This is a genomic window from Pseudomonas sp. 8O (assembly GCF_902506495.1).
Taxonomy (GTDB): domain Bacteria; phylum Pseudomonadota; class Gammaproteobacteria; order Pseudomonadales; family Pseudomonadaceae; genus Aquipseudomonas; species Aquipseudomonas chaetocerotis.
Genome location: NZ_LR733264.1, coordinates 1,913,300 through 1,930,707, shown reverse-complemented (window position 1 = coordinate 1,930,707; position 17,408 = coordinate 1,913,300). Strand labels below are relative to the sequence as shown.

At 62.4% G+C, this 17,408-nt stretch carries 17 protein-coding genes; 15 read left to right on the top strand and 2 right to left on the bottom strand.

The annotated features are described in order from the left end of the window. The first annotated feature begins 390 nt into the window (after positions 1-390). From GV002_RS11670 to GV002_RS11600, 15 genes are all read left to right on the top strand, one after another. Complete coding sequence (locus GV002_RS11670) at positions 391-1,356, top strand: PstS family phosphate ABC transporter substrate-binding protein (RefSeq protein ID WP_160018527.1); 966 nt, start codon at positions 391-393, stop codon at positions 1,354-1,356. Between the two features lie 165 nt (positions 1,357-1,521). Further along, the gene (locus GV002_RS11665; protein WP_160018526.1) at positions 1,522-3,807 is read left to right on the top strand and encodes an ABC transporter permease subunit; all 2,286 of its coding nucleotides are present in this window, start codon (positions 1,522-1,524) and stop codon (positions 3,805-3,807) included. Positions 3,808-4,024: 217 nt separating this feature from the next. Further along, entirely contained in the window at positions 4,025-5,641 is a 1,617-nt protein-coding gene (gene pstA, locus GV002_RS11660; RefSeq protein ID WP_178094678.1) for a phosphate ABC transporter permease PstA, read from the top strand. 66 nt (positions 5,642-5,707) lie between these two features. Beyond that, positions 5,708-6,541: a phosphate ABC transporter ATP-binding protein PstB gene (gene pstB, locus GV002_RS11655; protein ID WP_160018524.1), complete on the top strand. Its 834-nt coding sequence runs from the start codon at positions 5,708-5,710 to the stop codon at positions 6,539-6,541. 162 nt (positions 6,542-6,703) lie between these two features. After that, entirely contained in the window at positions 6,704-7,432 is a 729-nt protein-coding gene (gene phoU, locus GV002_RS11650; RefSeq protein ID WP_072423651.1) for a phosphate signaling complex protein PhoU, read from the top strand. A 135-nt stretch (positions 7,433-7,567) separates the two neighbouring features. Next, positions 7,568-8,467: a response regulator gene (locus GV002_RS11645; RefSeq protein ID WP_160018523.1), complete on the top strand. Its 900-nt coding sequence runs from the start codon at positions 7,568-7,570 to the stop codon at positions 8,465-8,467. Positions 8,468-8,672: 205 nt separating this feature from the next. Beyond that, positions 8,673-9,569, top strand: coding sequence for a peptidoglycan DD-metalloendopeptidase family protein (locus GV002_RS11640; RefSeq protein WP_160018522.1), 897 nt, complete (start codon positions 8,673-8,675; stop codon positions 9,567-9,569). A 362-nt stretch (positions 9,570-9,931) separates the two neighbouring features. Further along, a complete protein-coding gene (fliD, locus tag GV002_RS11635; protein ID WP_160018521.1) occupies positions 9,932-11,227 on the top strand; it encodes a flagellar filament capping protein FliD in 1,296 nt (431 codons plus the stop codon). Further along, positions 11,227-11,625, top strand: coding sequence for a flagellar export chaperone FliS (gene fliS / locus GV002_RS11630; protein ID WP_017676447.1), 399 nt, complete (start codon positions 11,227-11,229; stop codon positions 11,623-11,625). Before fliD ends, fliS begins: the two co-directional genes overlap by 1 nt. Beyond that, positions 11,609-11,926, top strand: a complete 318-nt coding sequence (locus GV002_RS11625) for a hypothetical protein (RefSeq protein WP_160018520.1) — start codon at positions 11,609-11,611, stop codon at positions 11,924-11,926. The genes fliS and GV002_RS11625 overlap by 17 nt, the downstream gene beginning before the upstream one ends. 3 nt (positions 11,927-11,929) lie before the next feature. Then, on the top strand, positions 11,930-13,012 hold the full coding sequence (locus GV002_RS11620) for a flagellar hook-length control protein FliK (RefSeq protein WP_160018519.1): 1,083 nt from the start codon (positions 11,930-11,932) through the stop codon (positions 13,010-13,012). A 28-nt stretch (positions 13,013-13,040) separates the two neighbouring features. Then, entirely contained in the window at positions 13,041-13,514 is a 474-nt protein-coding gene (locus tag GV002_RS11615) for a flagellar basal body-associated FliL family protein (RefSeq protein WP_160018518.1), read from the top strand. An 11-nt stretch (positions 13,515-13,525) separates the two neighbouring features. Continuing rightward, entirely contained in the window at positions 13,526-14,260 is a 735-nt protein-coding gene (locus GV002_RS11610) for a FliA/WhiG family RNA polymerase sigma factor (protein WP_160018517.1), read from the top strand. Position 14,261: 1 nt separating this feature from the next. Continuing rightward, positions 14,262-15,134 carry a flagellar motor stator protein MotA gene (motA, locus tag GV002_RS11605; RefSeq protein WP_021487573.1) on the top strand — a complete coding sequence of 291 codons (873 nt, stop codon included), beginning with the start codon at positions 14,262-14,264 and terminating at the stop codon, positions 15,132-15,134. Next, a complete protein-coding gene (locus GV002_RS11600) occupies positions 15,131-16,072 on the top strand; it encodes a flagellar motor protein MotB (RefSeq protein WP_160018516.1) in 942 nt (313 codons plus the stop codon). The genes motA and GV002_RS11600 overlap by 4 nt, the downstream gene beginning before the upstream one ends. Before the next feature lie 17 nt (positions 16,073-16,089). Here the strand turns inward: GV002_RS11600 and GV002_RS11595 are convergent, their stop codons facing one another. Together GV002_RS11595 and GV002_RS11590 are read right to left on the bottom strand one after the other, a co-directional pair. Continuing rightward, complete coding sequence (locus GV002_RS11595; RefSeq protein WP_160018515.1) at positions 16,090-16,557, bottom strand: hypothetical protein; 468 nt, start codon at positions 16,555-16,557, stop codon at positions 16,090-16,092. Beyond that, the gene (locus tag GV002_RS11590) at positions 16,554-17,390 is read right to left on the bottom strand and encodes a winged helix-turn-helix domain-containing protein (protein ID WP_160018514.1); all 837 of its coding nucleotides are present in this window, start codon (positions 17,388-17,390) and stop codon (positions 16,554-16,556) included. Before GV002_RS11590 ends, GV002_RS11595 begins: the two co-directional genes overlap by 4 nt. Positions 17,391-17,408 lie beyond the last annotated feature (18 nt).

The window sequence follows — 17,408 nt, the reverse complement described above, 5'->3', positions numbered from 1 at the left end:
GCAAGAGAAAGTGACTTGTAAGTTGTTCCACACGTAGCGGTCGTCGCCTGCATGCGGAAATTGCTTACCATCCTCAATGCGATGCTCCGTGATCAGGCTCATTTCAGGTCTCAAGTGGCTTGACGCTGAACACGGTTGCTCGCCCGTAAGGGGCGAAACCTAAACGTTCAGACGACGCGCTAACGGATAGTGCCGGCACCGAAAGCACACACTTATTTGCCAGTCCGGTATCCCCCGCACTTCCCCCAAACCACCCGAAGTGCCTTTTCGCTGCCGCAACCGAAAGTCGTCGACGTTCATTTAACTGTCACATTCGTTTCATAGAGTGGTCACGTGGCCTGCAGATACTTGGGCCCGTTCCATCCAACACTATCCTGCTAGGAGCAAGGCATGAAACTGAAGCGTTTGATGGCGGCCCTGACTTTCGCCGCCGCTGGCGTAAGCGCCGTATCTGCTGTAGCCGCCGTCGACCCGGCTCTGCCGACCTATGAAAAGACTTCCGGTGTGTCGGGCAACCTGTCCAGCGTCGGTTCCGACTCGCTGGCCAACCTGATGACCTTGTGGGCAGAAGAGTTCAAGAAGAACTACCCCAACGTCAACATCCAGATCCAGGCCGCCGGTTCTTCCACTGCGCCACCCGCAATGACCGAAGGCACTGCCAACATGGGTCCGATGAGCCGTCCGATGAAGGACAGCGAAATCCAGGCCTTCGAAGAGAAGTACGGCTATAAGCCGACCGCCGTGCCGGTTGCCATCGACGCCCTGGCTGTGTTCGTGCACAAGGACAACCCGATCAAGTCGCTGTCCATCGAGCAGGTTGACGCGATCTTCTCCAGCACCCGTCTGTGCGGTGGCGCCAAGGACATCACCACCTGGGGTGATCTGGGCATGACCGGCGAATGGGCTGGCAAGCCGATCCAGCTGTTCGGTCGTAACTCGGTATCCGGCACCTACGGCTACTTCAAGGAAGAAGCCCTGTGTAAAGGTGACTTCAAGTCCAACGTCAACGAGCAGCCGGGTTCGGCTTCGGTGGTGCAGTCGATCTCCAGCACCCTGAATGCCATCGGTTACTCGGGCATCGGTTACAAGACCTCCAGCGTCCGCGCCGTACCGCTTTCCAAGGGTGGCGAAGCCTTCGAGGCCAACGAAGAGAACGCTCTGGCTGGCAAGTTCCCGCTGGCTCGCTTCTTCTACGTCTATGTCAACAAGGCGCCGAACCAGGCCCTGAGCCCGCTGGACGCCGAATTCATCAAGCTGATGCTGTCCAAGCAGGGTCAGGAAGTGGTGATGAAGGACGGTTACATCCCGCTGCCGGCCAAGGTGGCCGAGAAGACCCTGAAGGAACTGGGTCTGTAAGTCTGGCTTCGCGCTAGAGGATGTAAACGACGCGGCCCGCCCTCCTTGGAGTGGCGGGCTTCGTCATGTCAGCTGGCTGTAACCTTTCTGTCATACAAGCCCGTTAGATTGACAAGCCTGGGCAGCCGCATGCGCTGCAATCAAGCCCGCGCAGAGACTTCTCGCATGAACGACTTGGCAAACGAATCCGTGAACCGATCACAGAATCCCCTGGGTATCGACTTCAATACCCCCGCCCTGCAACGCAAGCGCCGCCTGCGTGCGCTGAAGGATCGCCTGGCGCGCTGGTACGTCTCCATCGGTGGTCTGGCTGTGCTCGGCGCCATCACCCTGATCTTCTTCTACCTGGCCCATGTGGTGATGCCGATGTTCCAGGGCGCCGAGATGAGCCCGCGCAAGGCTCAGCAACCGGCCTGGCTGGCCGAGGCGCAGGCGCCGCTGCTGCTGGCCATGGAAGAGCAGAACCAGGTGGCCATGCGCCTGGACCGTGCAGGTGGCGTACAGTTCTTCAACCTGAAAAACGGCGAGGCGATGAGCCGCGTGCAGTTGCCGCTGGCCGAAGGCGTCAGCGTCGCCTCTGTCAGCCAGGACCAGCCGGGCAGTCGCCGCGTCGCCCTTGGCCTGTCCAACGGCCAGGTGCTGGTGCTGCAACACAACTACAAGGTGACCTACCCGGACAATGTGCGCACCATCGCACCGCAGATCGACTTTCCCTACGGTGAGCAGCCGATCGCGCTGGACCCGCAGGGCCGTCCTCTGGAGCATGTGGCGCTGAACCTCAACAGCGGCACCCTGATGCTGGCCGGCTCCACCGGCAGCGAGTTGCATTTGATCGCGCTGAGCCGCGAAGAGAACCTGTTCACCGGCGAGGTCAGCCTCGGCGAGGATCGCATCAACCTGCCGCAGATCGCCGACCCCATCCAGGAGCTGATCCTCGATCCGCGCCAGCTGTGGCTGTACGTGATCAATGGCGAGTCCACCGCCGACGTCTTCGATCTGCGCAAGCGCAGCCTCAACGGTCGCTACGAACTGCTCAAGGACGCCTCCAATCGCATCACCAGCGCCACCAGCCTGCTGGGCGGCATCTCCATCATGCTGGGCGACGCCAAGGGCGGTATCCAGCAGTGGTTCATGGTGCGCGATGCAGACGGTAAATCGACCTTCCAGCCGGTGCGCAGCTTCCAGCTGGGCAACAGCGCCATCACCCAGATCCTCCCCGAGGAGCGTCGCAAGGGCTTCATGGCGCTGGATGCCGACGGCCAGCTGGGCATATTCCATAGCACCGCGCACCGCACCCTGCTCAAGCAGCAGGTCGCCGAAGGCAGCGCCATTGCCGCCCTGTCGCCGCGCGCCAGTCGTGTGCTGGTCGAGTCGGACGGCACGCTGCAGCGTTTCGTGGTGGATAACCCGCACCCGGAAATTTCCTGGAGTTCGCTGTGGGGCAAGGTCTGGTATGAAAGCTACCCGGAGCCGGATTACGTCTGGCAGTCGACCTCCGCCAACACCGACTTCGAATCCAAGCTGAGCCTCTCGCCGCTGGCCTTCGGTACCCTCAAGGCGGCGTTCTACGCCATGCTGCTGGCCGCTCCGTTGGCCATCGCCGCGGCGATCTACACCGCCTACTTCATGGCGCCGCGCATGCGCACCAAGGTCAAGCCGGTGATCGAGCTTATGGAGGCCCTGCCGACGGTAATTCTCGGTTTCTTCGCCGGCCTGTTCCTCGCGCCGTTCCTGGAAAACCACTTACCCGGCATCTTCAGCCTGTTGTTGCTGACACCTGTCGGCATTCTGCTCACCGGCTTCCTGTGGACCAAGCTGCCTGAGAGCATTCGCCACCGCGTGCCGGAAGGCTGGGAGGCTGCGCTGCTGATCCCGGTGGTGATCGCTGTTGGCTGGATTTCCTTGAGCATGAGCGGTCACCTGGAAAATTGGCTGTTCGATGGCAACATGCGCCTGTGGCTGACCAATGACCTGGGTATTCCGTTCGACCAGCGCAACGCACTGGTGGTCGGCCTGGCCATGGGCTTCGCGGTGATCCCGAACATCTACTCGATTGCCGAGGATGCGGTGTTCAGCGTGCCGAAGAGCCTGACCTTCGGCTCCCTGGCGCTCGGCGCGACGCCCTGGCAGACCCTGACCCGCGTGGTGATCCTGACTGCCAGCCCCGGTATCTTCTCGGCGCTGATGATCGGCATGGGCCGTGCGGTGGGCGAGACCATGATCGTGCTGATGGCCACCGGCAATACGCCGATCATGGATATCAACATCTTCGAGGGCATGCGTACCCTGGCCGCTAACGTCGCTGTGGAAATGCCCGAGTCGGAAGTCGGCGGAACCCACTACCGCGTGCTGTTCCTCGCCGCGCTGGTGCTACTGATGTTCACTTTCGTGATGAACACTCTGGCCGAGCTGATTCGCCAGCGACTGCGAGTCAAGTACTCGAGCCTGTAAGACATGCCTGCGCAGCAGGCCAACTGATGACTCTCTCCCTCCGGGAGAGGGTGCCCGCAGGGCGGGAGAGGGTAGCGTGAACAGCACGGACCCTCTGCCCCGACCCCTCTCCCGCTTGCGGGAGAGGGGAGGTAAAGAATGATTTCATTCAAGGTGTGATGCCGTGAAACAGAACAACCTGAAGTCCTGGTACAAGAGCGGCGCCCCGGGCGTATGGATGAGTGGTGGCGCGGTTGCCATCGCCATCATCATGACCCTGGGCCTGCTGATGGTCATCGCCACCCGTGGCCTGGGCCACTTCTGGCCGGCCGACGTGATCGAGGCCGACTACCAAGTGCCTGGCCAGGAAGCCCGGGTGATGGCTGGTGAGATCACCCAGATCGAGGAAGTGCCGCGCGCGCGCCTGGCCGCTGCCGGCATGCCGGTGGCCGAGGAAGGCGGCGAGTTCATGACTCGCGAACTGCTCAAGGTGGGTAACCGCGAGTTGTTCGGCGCCGACTTCGCCTGGGTCATCGGTGAGTGGCTGAGCAACCCGCGCACGCCGGCCGAGCTGATGGTGGTGGAGCGCCGTGAGTGGGGCAACATGTATGGCTACCTGGTCAACGTCAAAGAGAACGGCCAGATAGTCGCCGAAGGTGAAGCGGCCTGGACCGAACTGCAGAAGCGCATCGAGCGTGTTGATCAGTTGCATGCTCAGTTGTCGCGTCTGGAGAAGAAGGACATTGGCCGGATCAATCACGGCATCGAGCGAATCCGTCTGGAGGGGCGCAAGCTGGAGTTGCAGGGCAAGCTGGATGCCGCCGCCCAGGCCGCCCTGGATCAGCGCCGTGCCGCACTGGATGCAGACTACAAGGTGCTGGAAGCGCAGATTGTCGAGCTCTATCAGCAGTTCAACCGCGACAGCATGACCGTGCGTGTCAGCGACGGCCGCGAGAGCGATATCGTTCTGGGCAAGGTGGTGCGGGCCTTCCGCCCGAATGCCATGGGTACTTTCGACAAGCTCGGTTTCTACGCCATGAAACTGTGGGAGTTCGTCAGCGACGAGCCGCGTGAGGCCAACACTGAAGGCGGGATCTTCCCGGCGATCTTTGGCACCGTGCTGATGGTCATGCTGATGGCGGTGATCGTCACCCCGTTCGGCGTGATCGCTGCGGTCTATCTGCGTGAATACGCGCATCAGGGTCCGCTGACCCGGGTGATCCGCATCGCGGTGAACAACCTGGCAGGCGTACCTTCGATCGTCTACGGCGTGTTCGGCCTGGGCTTCTTCGTCTATGTGCTGGGCGGCTCGATCGACAGCCTGTTCTTCCCCGAGTCCGCGCCGGCGCCGACCTTCGGCACGCCAGGCCTGATGTGGGCCTCGCTGACCTTGGCGATCCTGACCCTGCCGGTGGTCATCGTCGCCACCGAGGAAGGCCTGGCGCGGATTCCGCGTGCAGTACGCGAAGGTTCGCTGGCGCTCGGCGCGACCAAGGCCGAGACGCTGTGGAAGGTAGTCATCCCGATGGCTAGCCCGGCGATGATGACCGGCCTGATTCTCGCCGTGGCACGTGCCGCTGGCGAGGTGGCGCCGCTGATGCTGGTGGGTGTGGTGAAACTGGCGCCGAGTCTGCCGCTCAATGGCAACTACCCTTACCTGCACCTGGACCAGAAGATCATGCACCTGGGCTTCCACATCTACGACGTCGGCTTCCAGAGCCCCAACGTCGAGGCTGCGCGTCCGCTGGTTTACGCCACTGCGCTGCTGCTGGTGATCGTTATCGCCCTGCTCAACCTGACTGCGGTCTATATCCGTAACCACCTGCGCGAGAAGTACAAGGCGCTGGATCACTAACGCAGCTACGAGTCGCGCGCCGCCGGCGCGCAGCTTGCAGCTTGTAGCTACGAACGGAGTGAGTTTATGCAACACGAAACCCATACCCACGGCATCGATATGGCCGCCCTCGGCCGCGACAAGCAGAGCCTCAGCCTGGCCAACGAGACCACGGCTATCGAAGTACCGGGTCTGAACCTGTATTACGGCGAGAAGCAGGCGCTGTTCGACGTCAAGATGGACATCCCGCGTCAGCGCGTGACGGCCTTCATCGGCCCGTCCGGCTGCGGCAAGTCGACCCTGCTGCGCACGTTCAACCGCATGAACGACCTGGTCGACGGTTGCCGCGTGGAAGGTGAGATCAACATCGACGGGCGCAACATCTACCGCAAGGGCGAGGACGTGGCCGAGCTGCGTCGCCGCGTCGGCATGGTGTTCCAGAAGCCCAACCCCTTCCCCAAGAGCATCTACGAGAACGTGGTGTATGGCCTGCGCATCCAGGGCATCAACAGCAAGCGCGTGCTCGACGAGGCGGTGGAGTGGGCACTGAAGAGTGCGGCGCTGTGGGATGAGGTCAAGGACCGTCTGCATGACTCGGCACTCGGTCTGTCCGGCGGCCAGCAGCAGCGTCTGGTGATCGCCCGTACCGTGGCGGTGCAGCCGGAAGTGCTGCTGCTCGACGAACCCTGCTCGGCACTCGACCCGATCTCCACGCTGAAGGTCGAAGAGCTGATCTACGAGCTCAAGAGCAAGTACACCATCGTCATCGTCACCCACAACATGCAACAGGCGGCGCGTGTCTCCGACTACACCGCGTTCATGTACATGGGCAAGCTCATCGAGTTCGGTGACACCGACACGCTGTTCACCAACCCGGCCAAGAAGCAGACAGAAGACTACATCACCGGTCGTTACGGCTAAGGCCATGGCAAATACTCCCTGGCTTTGTCGGGCGCCGTACTGTCAGCGCGCGCCCTTCGCGCCAGAGAGCATTTTCCAAGGGCCTTAGTGCTGAAACTCAACGTGTAGGGTGCGCTGTGCGCACCATGGCCACCCAAGCTGGCAGCTTTCGCGGAGCGAAACATGATCAACAAAGACAACCTTACCCAGCACATCTCCCAGCAGTTCAACGCCGAACTGGAAGAAGTGCGTAGCCACCTGCTGGCCATGGGCGGCCTGGTGGAAAAGCAGGTCAACGACGCCGTCACCGCGCTGATCGAGGCCGACTCCGGCCTGGCTCAGCAGGTGCGTGAGATCGACGACCAGATCAACCAGATGGAGCGCAACATCGACGAGGAATGCGTGCGCATCCTCGCCCGTCGCCAGCCGGCGGCTTCCGACCTGCGTCTGATCATCAGCATCTCCAAGTCGGTGATCGACCTCGAGCGCATCGGTGACGAATCCACCAAGATCGCCAAGCGCGCCATCCAGCTGTGTGAAGAGGGTGAGTCGCCGCGTGGCTATGTCGAGGTTCGTCATATCGGCGATCAGGTGCGCAAGATGGTGCAGGAGGCGCTGGACGCCTTCGCTCGTTTCGATGCCGACCTGGCCCTGTCGGTGGCGCAGTACGACAAGACCGTCGACCGCGAGTACAAGACCGCGCTGCGCGAGCTGGTCACCTACATGATGGAAGATCCGCGCTCGATCTCCCGCGTGCTCAACGTGATCTGGGCGCTGCGCTCGCTGGAGCGCATCGGCGATCATGCGCGCAACATCGCCGAACTGGTGATCTATCTGGTGCGTGGCACCGATGTGCGCCATATCGGCCTGACCCGCATGCGTGAAGAGGTCGAGGGCAAGTCCAACGACTGACGCCTGCTTCGTGCTGACGGCCCGGGACTTCCCGGGCCGTTTCGTTAACGCGATTTGTTGCGCGTCCGGCGTTTTCCGTTGGCCTTAGGCCACTGGCCATGACTATGCTTACTGCCATTCGTACAGGAGTGGCCGATGAGCAAAGTCAGTGTGCTGGTGGTGGATGACGCGACCTTTATCCGTGATCTGGTCAAGAAAGGGCTGCGCGATAATTTCCCCGGCGTACAGATCGAGGAAGCGATCAATGGCCGCAAGGCCCAGCAGATGTTGAGCCGTCAGGTGGTCGACCTGATCCTCTGCGACTGGGAAATGCCGGAGATGTCCGGCCTCGAACTGCTGACCTGGTGCCGCGAGCAGGACAACCTGAAAACCACGCCCTTCATCATGGTGACCAGCCGTGGTGACAAGGAGAACGTGGTGCAGGCGATCCAGGCCGGTGTTTCCGACTACATCGGCAAGCCATTCTCCAACGAACAGCTGGTGACCAAGGTCAAAAAGGCCCTGCAACGGGCTGGCAAGCTGCAGGCGCTGATGTCCAGTGCGCCGCCGAAGATGCTGAGCACGGGTGGCTTCGCCAACGACTCGCTGGCCGCACTCACCGGCGGCAAGGCGGAGGTGGTAAAGCCCAGTGCGCCCACGCCGGTCCCTGCCGCGCCGAGTGCGGCACCTGCCCCGGCTGCCGCAAGCAAGTCGCCGGCCGGTCGTGGTCAGGGGCAGCTGCGTTTACCCTTAGGTAGCATGGCCTGCGTGATCAAGGCGCTGAGCCTCAAGGAGGCACTGCTGGTGGTCAAGCGCACCGAGCAGCTGCCGCAGGTGCTGGAGAGTGCGGTGCTCGACCTGGAACAGGGCGAAGCCGCGGAAACCGCGCGGCTCAATGGCTACCTGCACGCGGTGGCGGCATTCGAACCCAAGCCCGACAGCGAATGGCTGCAACTGACTTTTCGCTTCGTCGACCGCGACCCGCAGAAGCTCGACTACCTGTCGCGGCTGATCGCCCGTGGCACCGCGCAGAAGCATTTCAGTCCCGGTGCCTGAACGGCACGTTCGCGTTGGTTTTCATCCGTCCGGCAGCCCGGTAGGGCGTGTGCAACCCGCCACAGAGTTCGCAGCGTCGACGGTGGCTACCCGACCGGCGGCGGTGAGCCGGTTCACAGCCTGACGGTCGGTCTCTCGCGCGCACCGTGTTGCGCTGCTAGTCTTGCTAACCCGGATATCAAAAAGCCATAAGATCCGAGTCGTTATGCTAGGGCGTCTGATTATTCTCTGCAGTCTGTTGGCCTTTTACGGCCAGGCCGCTGCGCTGACCATCTACAAGTACGTCGACAAGAACGGCGTGGTGACCTATAGCGACCAGGCTGCGCCTGGCGCGCAGGTGTTCGTGTTCAACGACCGCATGGTCGAGCGCCTGGACAACCAGGTGAAGCTGGAAACCAAGAAGCACGAAGCCGGCGAGACCCTGCTGATTCGCAATGACCTGTACGCCCCGGTGGAAATCGAACTGCGGCTGGAACAGGTACAGAACGCCATCGGCGCGCCGGACAAACCGATTCGCTGGGTGCTGCCACCGCGTAGCAATATCCGCCTGGCCACCCTCGCCCCACAGGATGCATCCAAGCCGCTGCGCTACAAGCCGAGGTTGCGCTACGCCCTCGGTGATCCGCGTCTGCAGCCGAGCATCCACCGTTATCCGCTGCCCTGGCGTGGCGGTCCGTTCCGTCAGACCCAGGGCGCCAATGGCACCTACAGCCATTTCACACCCAAGGGCCGCTATGCGGTGGACATCGCCATGCCCGAGGGCACGCCCATCGTCGCCGCGCGCGGTGGTGTGGTGGTGAAGACCGAGAACCAGCAGAGCGGCCGCGGCAACAATCCGGCCGGCAACTTCGTGCGCATTCTGCATGACGACGGCACCATGGGCGTTTACCTGCACCTGATGAAGGGTTCGGTCGCCGTGCGTGAAGGCCAGCGGGTGGAAACCGGCAGCCGCTTGGCGCGCTCCGGCAACACCGGCAACAGCACCGGCCCGCACCTGCATTTCGTGGTGCAGCGCAACGTCGGTCTGGCCGTCGAGTCCATTCCCTTCAACTTCCGTCAGCCGGTCAACAGCCTGCCGAACTTCGCCGTCGGCGGCGAATAGCGCGGTAAAGCCAGCCGGCTGCACTCTTCCCCGAAAATCCCGGCGCAACCCTGCCGCGCGCTCGCTCGTGCCCGGTGTTTCCGTTGTTGCGCACCGCGACTGCGGCTGACGCTGTGGTTTGCCATTGATGCGCCTGACGCTCTGCGGCGTTTTCCTTAAGTCACACCCCTGTGCTGTCGCCTTTGTAATCGGTACGTCCGCCGTCTGCGTGACGCAGGCGGAAGTTGGCCTTCCGCTCGTCGTTCAGCAGTGTGCAAGCGGAAAGGATCTTTCACCTGGCGGAACGCCTAAAGCCCTCTAAATCAGGGGTTTCAGCTGTTGGCACCGCTATTGCTATCTCACAGGAAAACGGGTGTCCGACTATGGCTATCGATTCAGATTACGTTCAAAGCATGGCGACCCAACTGGCCCAATACGAAGTTCAGGGCCAGTTGGCCAAGGCCAACCGCAACCAGGCCGCATACCAGGCGCAGCTCGGTGCCCTGACCAGCCTGGATACCGCGCTCAAGGCCTTCAAGACGGCTGCCAGCGGCCTCAAGCTGGCCGGCAGCAGCATGCTGGTCAACAGTGCGAGCTTCAGCCAGGAGGGATATGCCAGCGCTACGGTGGGCTCCAAGGCCGTGGCCGGCAGTTACGATTTTTTCGTTCAGCAATTGGCCAGCAAGAGCCAGGTTGCCCTGCAAGGGCTGCAGGACAGCGACCTCGGTAGCGGTAGCCTGACCATCGGTCAGGGCGGTGACGCGTTCAATATCGACCTCAGCGCCGCCGCCACGCTCGACGAACTGGCCGCAGCCATCAACGGCGCGACCGACAACAATGGCGTCAAGGCGACCCTGGTGCGCAGCAATGGCCAGGTCAACCTGGTGCTGACCAGCGAGAAGACCGGCGCCGACCAGGCCATCAGCCTGAGTGCCAGTGGCAATGCTGCGGTTGAAGGTGCGGTGGCCGGCCGGCAGGAGCTGTCGGTCGCCAAGGATGCCATCGTGCGCCTGGGTGGCGAGACCGGTATCGAACTGACTAGCACCAGCAACACCTTCGACAACATCATCGATGGCGTCAGTCTGACCTTCAACAAGGCGCACAAGAGCGGTGACGCGCCGCTGACCATGGAGGTCGGCCAGGACCAGAAAGCCACCAAGGAGAAGACGCAGACCTTCGTCAGCGCCTTCAATACCCTGATGACCAGTTTCGACTCGCTCACCTCCAGCGGTGGCGAGAGTGGCGGTCGCGGGCCTCTGGCTGGCGATGCCAGCGTGCGCGCCATTGAGACCATGCTCAACCAGTTGGTGCGCAGCCCGTTTGGCGGTGTGAGCCTCACCGAGTTCGGCATCGTCGCCGACCGCAACGGCAAGCTGACCATCGACAACGCCCGCTTCGAGAAGGCCGTGGCAGCCAACCCGGAAGGCTTCGAGAAGCTGTTCACCGACAAGGGCAACCTGCTCGATACCCTGGACAAGAATCTGGCGGTCTACACCAGCAGCGCTGGCGGCCTGCTGAGCAATCGCAAGGACACCCTCAACTCCCAGCTGCGCCGTGTCGATCAGCAGTTCGACACCATCCAGAAACAATACGACTCCTATTACGCCCGCTATCTCCGTCAGTACACCGGTCTCATGCAGACCATGGCGGCGATGGAACAGACCTACGGAATGTTCTGATGAGTGCCTACAACCTCAACGAAAGTTACGACAGCTACCGCACCGTGGACCTCGAGGCGCGTGCCGCTGCGGCCTCGCCTTACGAACTGGTGCTGGTGCTGTTCGACGGCCTGCTCGATGAGCTGGCGCGTGCCCGTGGTCATATCGAGGCCAAGCGTTACCAGCAGAAGGGCCAATCCCTGGAGAAGTGCCTGAACATTCTGGGCGGTCTCAATGGTGCCCTCGATTATGAGAACGGCGGCGAGTTGGTGCAGGGCCTGGCGCGGCTCTACGACTACTGCATCTATCGCCTCTCCGATGTCAGCGTCAGCCTGTCGCTGGAGGGGTTGGATGAAGTGGTCGGTCTGCTCGGTGTGCTGCGCGAAGGCTGGGAAGGCGTGAATGCAACGCGCAAGTGAACTGCGTGCGCTGCAGCAACTGCACGCGCAGTTGGCGCAGGCGCTGGAGCAGGCTGACTGGACGCGTATCGGTGAGATCGATGCGCTGATCCGCTCCTGCCTGCAGCTACTGGCCGGGATGCCCAGCCTGAGCGACGAGGTACGCGAGGCCAAGGGTCAGTTGCAGCAGTTGCACGGACAGGCGCGTATCGCCTGCGCCGAAGAGTGCGAACGGGTGCGTCGGCAGCTGCTGACGCACCTGGAATACGCCGAAGGGCGCAGCGCATACATGCGCGTCGATCTGTATCAAGGTGGGAGATAAAAGGTGCTGCAACTGATCAATGCCAATGCTCTGGTGAACCTGACGGACTCCGCCGGGCAAACCCTGCCTGCCGGTTTTGCCCAGGCAGGGAGCGCTGGCGGTGAGACTCCGCTGTTCGATCTGCAGATGGCCGTGCAGGGCTTCATCGCCGCCGAGCCAGGGGCAGCTCTGAGTGAAGGTGCCACTGCCGTGAAGGTCACCCTCAGCGAAGCGGATGCCGAGCAGTGGCTGGCCAGCGTACTGGACCAGCAGTCGGTCCATATCGAGGCGCGTGAAACACCTGAGCAGGTGCTGCACGAACAGGTGCATCAGGACGGCTCGGAGCAGATCGATCAGGCTGCCGCGTTGCCTGTCGAGTTCCCTGGCCAGGCGCAGATGCAGCCGCGTGAGCAGTTGCCAGCCCAGCCAGCGCACAGCGCAAGTGCTCCAGCGTTCAGCCAGCAATCGTTGTCGTCCCAGGCAGCGACGCCCATGCCGCAGATGGCAGCCGAGATTGCGTTACAGACGGCAGTGCCGGCGATGGCGATGGCGAGTGAAAGCATCGAGGCGAGCGATCTCGAACGCCTGCCGAGTGTCAGCACGGATGCAGATAAAACGATTCCCGGCACCGCTACTTCCTCTGCGGCGACTTCTGCGCCGCTGACTGCCGAGCGTCCGCTCAAGCTGCATGCGCCACAGACGCAGTGGGGCGAGCAGATGCTGGCCAGCTTGCGCGAGCATGTGGAGCTGCAGATCAACCAGCGCATACAGAACGCCACCATCCGTCTCGACCCGCCTGAGTTGGGCAGCCTGGAAATTTTCCTCAGTCATGAGTCCGGCCGTCTCAGTGTGCAGCTCTCGGCTGCCAACGCCGATGTCGCCCGCCTGTTGCAGCAGACCAGCGAGCGTCTGCGTCAGGAGCTGGTCGGGCAGAACTTCGTGCAGGTCAACGTGCAGGTCTCCGCCGATGCTCAGGGCGGTCGCCAGCAAGGCCAGTCACGCCAGGCCTGGCAGGGCGAAGAGATGGTGCAGGCCGCCAGGCTTATCACGCCGACCAGCGAGCGCGGCAACCCGAATTCCACCAGCGACGTGCTGGTTACCGTTTAACCCTTTGCAAGTGGATCGAGAACCAACCATGACCATGCCGCGCATCATCCTGCTGCTGCTTATCTTCAACACCCTGGTGGTGATCGGCGGCACCGTCTTCAACTACGCGACGCTGCGCTCGATGCAGTCGGGCCAGCCAGTGCTCGGCCTGCCTGTCGACGGCGCTGCGGCGGCGGAAGAGGCGACCAGCGAATACCGCTTCTTCCCCATCGAGAAGGTCATCGTCAGCCTGAAAGGCGAAAACCGTGAGCATTACTTCGTGCTCGACCTGGTGCTGCAGGCCGACCTCGAAACCGATCCGAAGAAGCTCGAGCAGATCGACCCGATGGTGCGCAATTCGGTGGTTGCCCACCTGTCTGCCATGACCTTCGAGACGCTGCGCGGCATGCCCATTCCAGAGCTGCAGGGCGCGCTGGAAAGCGCGCTGTTCGATGACTTCGCCAGCAAGAAGCTGGCGATGCCGTTCGCCAATGTGCTGGTCAGCAAACTGATCGTCCAGTAGGTACCGTCGCCATGAACGCCAACTGCGCCATTGACTATCGCTACGCTGCCGAACAGGGCGGAGCTGCGCTGTTCGCCCCAGGGGCCGAGCAGAAGTGGTTGTTGCAGTACCTGCCGCTGGTCAAGCGCATCGTCAGTCAGCTGGCGCTGCAGGCCAACCAGGTACTCGACCGCGAAGACATGGAGCAGATCGGCCTGATGGGCTTGCTCGAATGCCTGCGCCGCTATGGCACCCCGGATGAGCAGTTCGGTCGTTTCGCTGCGCTGCGCATCCGTGGTGCGATTCTCGATGAACTGCGCCGCCAGGACTGGCGGCCGCGCCAGGTGCGCCAGCAGACCCACAGGATTCGCGATGCCATTCGCCAGTTGGCGCGGCAACTGGGGCGTGTTCCGCAGGAGGAAGAGATCCTCCAGGCGGCCGGGATCAGTAGCAAGGATTACCAGGAGTTTCTCCAGGCCGATGCCTGTGAGGCCATCGAAAGCCTCGATGAGTTGCTACAGAACGGTCATGAGGGCTTCGCCTGTGGCAGCAGTGCGGTCGAGGAACGCGTGCTCAAGGAGCGTCTGCTGACTCAGGCGCTGAGCCAGCTCAGCGAGCGTGAACGGCTGGTGCTGACCCTTTACTACCAACATGAGCTGAGCCTCAAGGAAATCGCCCTGGTGCTGGAGTTGAGCGACGCGCGCGTCTGCCAGCTGAGCAAGCAGGCGATCGCCAAGGCCAGTCGCTACCTGAACGAGAGAGGCTAGGGTGCAGAAGTTATTAGGTGCATTGATCATCGTCGCCTGCGTGCTCGGTGGCTACGTCATGGCCCATGGTGAGCTGGCCATGCTCTGGCAGCCGGCCGAAGTGATCATCATCGTCGGGGCGGGCTTCGGTGCTCTGGTGGTGGCCAACCCCAAGGACGTGCTGATCGAGATGCTGCATCAGATCAAAGGCGTGTTCGTTTACAAGAAACGCGGCGAGGAATTTCAGCGCCAGTTGTTGATGCTGCTCTATGAGTTGCTGGAGATGGTCGATGTCGGCGGCCTCAAGGTGCTCGACGCGCATATCGAGGAGCCCGAGCAGAGCGAGCTGTTCGCCAAGTACCCGCTGATCCGTCAGGAGAAGAACCTGATGGCTTTCATCGCCGACAACTTCCGGCTGATGGCCATGGGCAAGATCAGCGCCCACGAACTCGAAGGCTTCCTCGAGCAGGAGCTGGAGGCCATGGAACACGTGCTGATGCAGCCGTCGCGCTCGCTGCACAAGATCGGTGAGGCGATGCCGGGTTTCGGCATCCTCGCGGCGATCCTCGGCATCGTCATCACCATGGGTAACATCGGTGGTTCGGTGGCCGAGATCGGCGCCCATGTCGCCGCCGCTCTGGTGGGCACTTTCCTCGGCATCTTCATGTGCTATTGCGTGATGGACCCGCTGTCCAGCGCCATGGGCCAGTGCATCAAGACCGAGATGTCGGCACTCGAATGCGTGCGCACCACGCTGGTCGCGCACGTCGCCGGCAAACCCACGCTGCTGGCGGTGGACGCCGGACGCAAGCTGATCGAGCAGGACGTCAAACCGGCGTTCAAACAGCTCGAGATCTGGGTCAACCGTTACGAAGATGAAAGGGACGCGGCATGAAACCGCGTGCCGGTGAAGGCCATGAAATCATCATCAAACGTCGTAGCAAAAAGGGTGGCCACGACGGGCATGGCGGTGCCTGGAAGGTAGCCTTCGCCGATTTCACCATGGCCATGATGGCCCTGTTCATGGTGCTGTGGATCATCCAGCCGCAGACCCAGGACGCCAGCCGCGCCAATGCCGACATGCTGAACAATCCATTGGTCGATGGTGGTGCCGGCATCTTCGATGGCACCAGCACCACGCCGCTGGACCTCGATGGCGTGCCGGTTCAGGTCGCCCCGCGCCGCGATCCCGAGAATCGTGCGCGTACACCGCAGGAAGACCCCGGCGCGGCCCTGGGCGAGGGTCAGCCCGGTGAGCCGCGTCGACCGCACTATGCCGAGTCGCAGCAGATGCAGGATTTGGCCAAGCTGATGGAGGCGCTGGCGCTGCAACTGGATGCCGAGGCCAACATCGAAGTGCAGGTGGTGCCGCAGGGCCTGCGCATCCTGATCAAGGACGATGCCCAGCGCTTCATGTTCAGCCGTGGCAGTGCACGACTGGACCCGCATTTCGCCACGCTGCTCGAGCGCCTGGCGGCCATTCTGGCCAAGGTCGACAACCACCTGATCATCAGCGGCCACACCGATGCCACCCCTTATCGTGGCGTCGTCGGTGGCTACAACAACTGGAACCTGTCCGGCGACCGCGCACTGCGTGCACGCAACGTGATGGTCGAGGCCGGTCTGCCACCCAGCACCGTGCTGCAGGTCACCGCTCAGGCGGATGGCATGCCCTTGTTGCCGAGTGATCCGGAGAACGGTGCCAATCGACGTATCGAGCTGCTGTTGCTGACCAGTCAGGCCGAAGACCTGTACCGCGAGTTGTTCGGCGAGGGCCAGGTGCGCGTGGAGTACCGCGCCGAGGGTGCGCAGCTCAGTGCGCCGGATTCGTGATGCGGGGCGGTGGCAGGTTACAGGCGCTGCGTGCGGCAGTAGACCTGTCGAGTCTCCAGCGCATAGAGGCAGCCATCGAGGCGGGTCAGGCGAATGGTCGAACCCTTGTGTCGGCCGTAGAGCAGGTTGAACACCAGTTCGTCGTCGACTTCGCTGGCCAGGCCGGTGATCTGGCCGTCTTCGACGCGCAGCCGGTAATTACCGAGGAAGCCGTACTCCACGACCCCCGACGTCTCCAGGATGCTGTCGCCTTGCCGGGTCATGGCATAGAAACGACCATGGTTGACCTGCAGGCTGTGGCTGATCTCCAACACCTGGCCGTGGCTCAGATGAACCTGACCGCTGGACTGGTAACGACCGTCGAGCTCGGCGCTGGAGATGAAACTCAGCCACAACGCGAGCATGCTCAGCAGCATCGTCAAGGCCGTGGCGAGCATGATCAGCAACCAGCCGCCGCTGATGCCGCACTGTTTGCTCTGACTCATGGCAGGCACCTGCTCAGTTGGGCATCGGCCACCTGATCCAGCTGGCTTTCGTGCAACATCAGCGAGCGTGCACCACCATTGACCTGCAGGCACAGCAGCTCATAGAAACCGCCGCGCAGGCTCAGTACCAGATTGGCCGGTTTGCTAGCCAGTACCGTAAGCCTGCTGGTCAGGCCGTGAGTCTGCAGAATAAGCTGCTGCAGTCTGTGCGGGTCCTGATCGATGTAGCGCACCTGCAGTGGGCCCAGATTCATTTCGCTGCTGTGCAGATCTTCGGGCTGGCTGATCATGTACAGCGCTGTGAACAAGGCGATACCGATGATGCTGAACAGGCTCAGCAGCATCAGCCAGGATGCCCGCTGACGACTGTGGCGGCGCAGAAAGGCTGGCTGCGGCGCTGGCGTATCGAGGGGGTCGCTGACTGCGCCGATGTCGTCGATGCTCGGCGGATAGACCAGATAGTTGGGGTTCAGCAGATAGCCGCGGCGCGGCAGGGTCTGGATGATCTCGCGGCTCTTTTCGTCGCCCAGCACCTGGCGCAGCGTGTAGATCTGCTGGTTGAGGCTGCCCTGGCCGACAACCCGATCGGCCCAGGCGTGGCTCATCAGTTCCTCGCGCGAAACCACTTCGCCGGGCTCCTGCAGCAAACGCTCGAGCAGGCGGCTACCGGAATAGCCAAGATCGATCTTCTCTTCGATGCCGCTCTTTACCAGGGTCAGCTGATACAGCGCCGGATAGAAGTGCGCGTAACAATCGCTGCGCCCGGTCTTGATTATCAGGCACGTAATGTTGCTTTCCGGCTCGGCTAGTGGCGTTTCGGGGCTGGTGTTCATGCGGTCCTTGAGGCGAGC

Bases quoted from the DNA above. Each gene is read 5' to 3' on its own strand.
- GV002_RS11670 (WP_160018527.1), top strand. From the start codon at position 391: ATGAAACTGAAGCGTTTGATGGCGGCCCTGACTTTCGCCGCCGCTGGC.
- GV002_RS11665 (WP_160018526.1), top strand. From the start codon at position 1,522: ATGAACGACTTGGCAAACGAATCCGTGAACCGATCACAGAATCCCCTG.
- pstA (WP_178094678.1), top strand. From the start codon at position 4,025: ATGAGTGGTGGCGCGGTTGCCATCGCCATCATCATGACCCTGGGCCTG.
- pstB (WP_160018524.1), top strand. From the start codon at position 5,708: ATGCAACACGAAACCCATACCCACGGCATCGATATGGCCGCCCTCGGC.
- phoU (WP_072423651.1), top strand. From the start codon at position 6,704: ATGATCAACAAAGACAACCTTACCCAGCACATCTCCCAGCAGTTCAAC.
- GV002_RS11645 (WP_160018523.1), top strand. From the start codon at position 7,568: ATGAGCAAAGTCAGTGTGCTGGTGGTGGATGACGCGACCTTTATCCGT.
- GV002_RS11640 (WP_160018522.1), top strand. From the start codon at position 8,673: ATGCTAGGGCGTCTGATTATTCTCTGCAGTCTGTTGGCCTTTTACGGC.
- fliD (WP_160018521.1), top strand. From the start codon at position 9,932: ATGGCTATCGATTCAGATTACGTTCAAAGCATGGCGACCCAACTGGCC.
- fliS (WP_017676447.1), top strand. From the start codon at position 11,227: ATGAGTGCCTACAACCTCAACGAAAGTTACGACAGCTACCGCACCGTG.
- GV002_RS11625 (WP_160018520.1), top strand. From the start codon at position 11,609: ATGCAACGCGCAAGTGAACTGCGTGCGCTGCAGCAACTGCACGCGCAG.
- GV002_RS11615 (WP_160018518.1), top strand. From the start codon at position 13,041: ATGACCATGCCGCGCATCATCCTGCTGCTGCTTATCTTCAACACCCTG.
- GV002_RS11610 (WP_160018517.1), top strand. From the start codon at position 13,526: ATGAACGCCAACTGCGCCATTGACTATCGCTACGCTGCCGAACAGGGC.
- GV002_RS11600 (WP_160018516.1), top strand. From the start codon at position 15,131: ATGAAACCGCGTGCCGGTGAAGGCCATGAAATCATCATCAAACGTCGT.
- GV002_RS11595 (WP_160018515.1), bottom strand. From the start codon at position 16,557: ATGAGTCAGAGCAAACAGTGCGGCATCAGCGGCGGCTGGTTGCTGATC.
- GV002_RS11590 (WP_160018514.1), bottom strand. From the start codon at position 17,390: ATGAACACCAGCCCCGAAACGCCACTAGCCGAGCCGGAAAGCAACATT.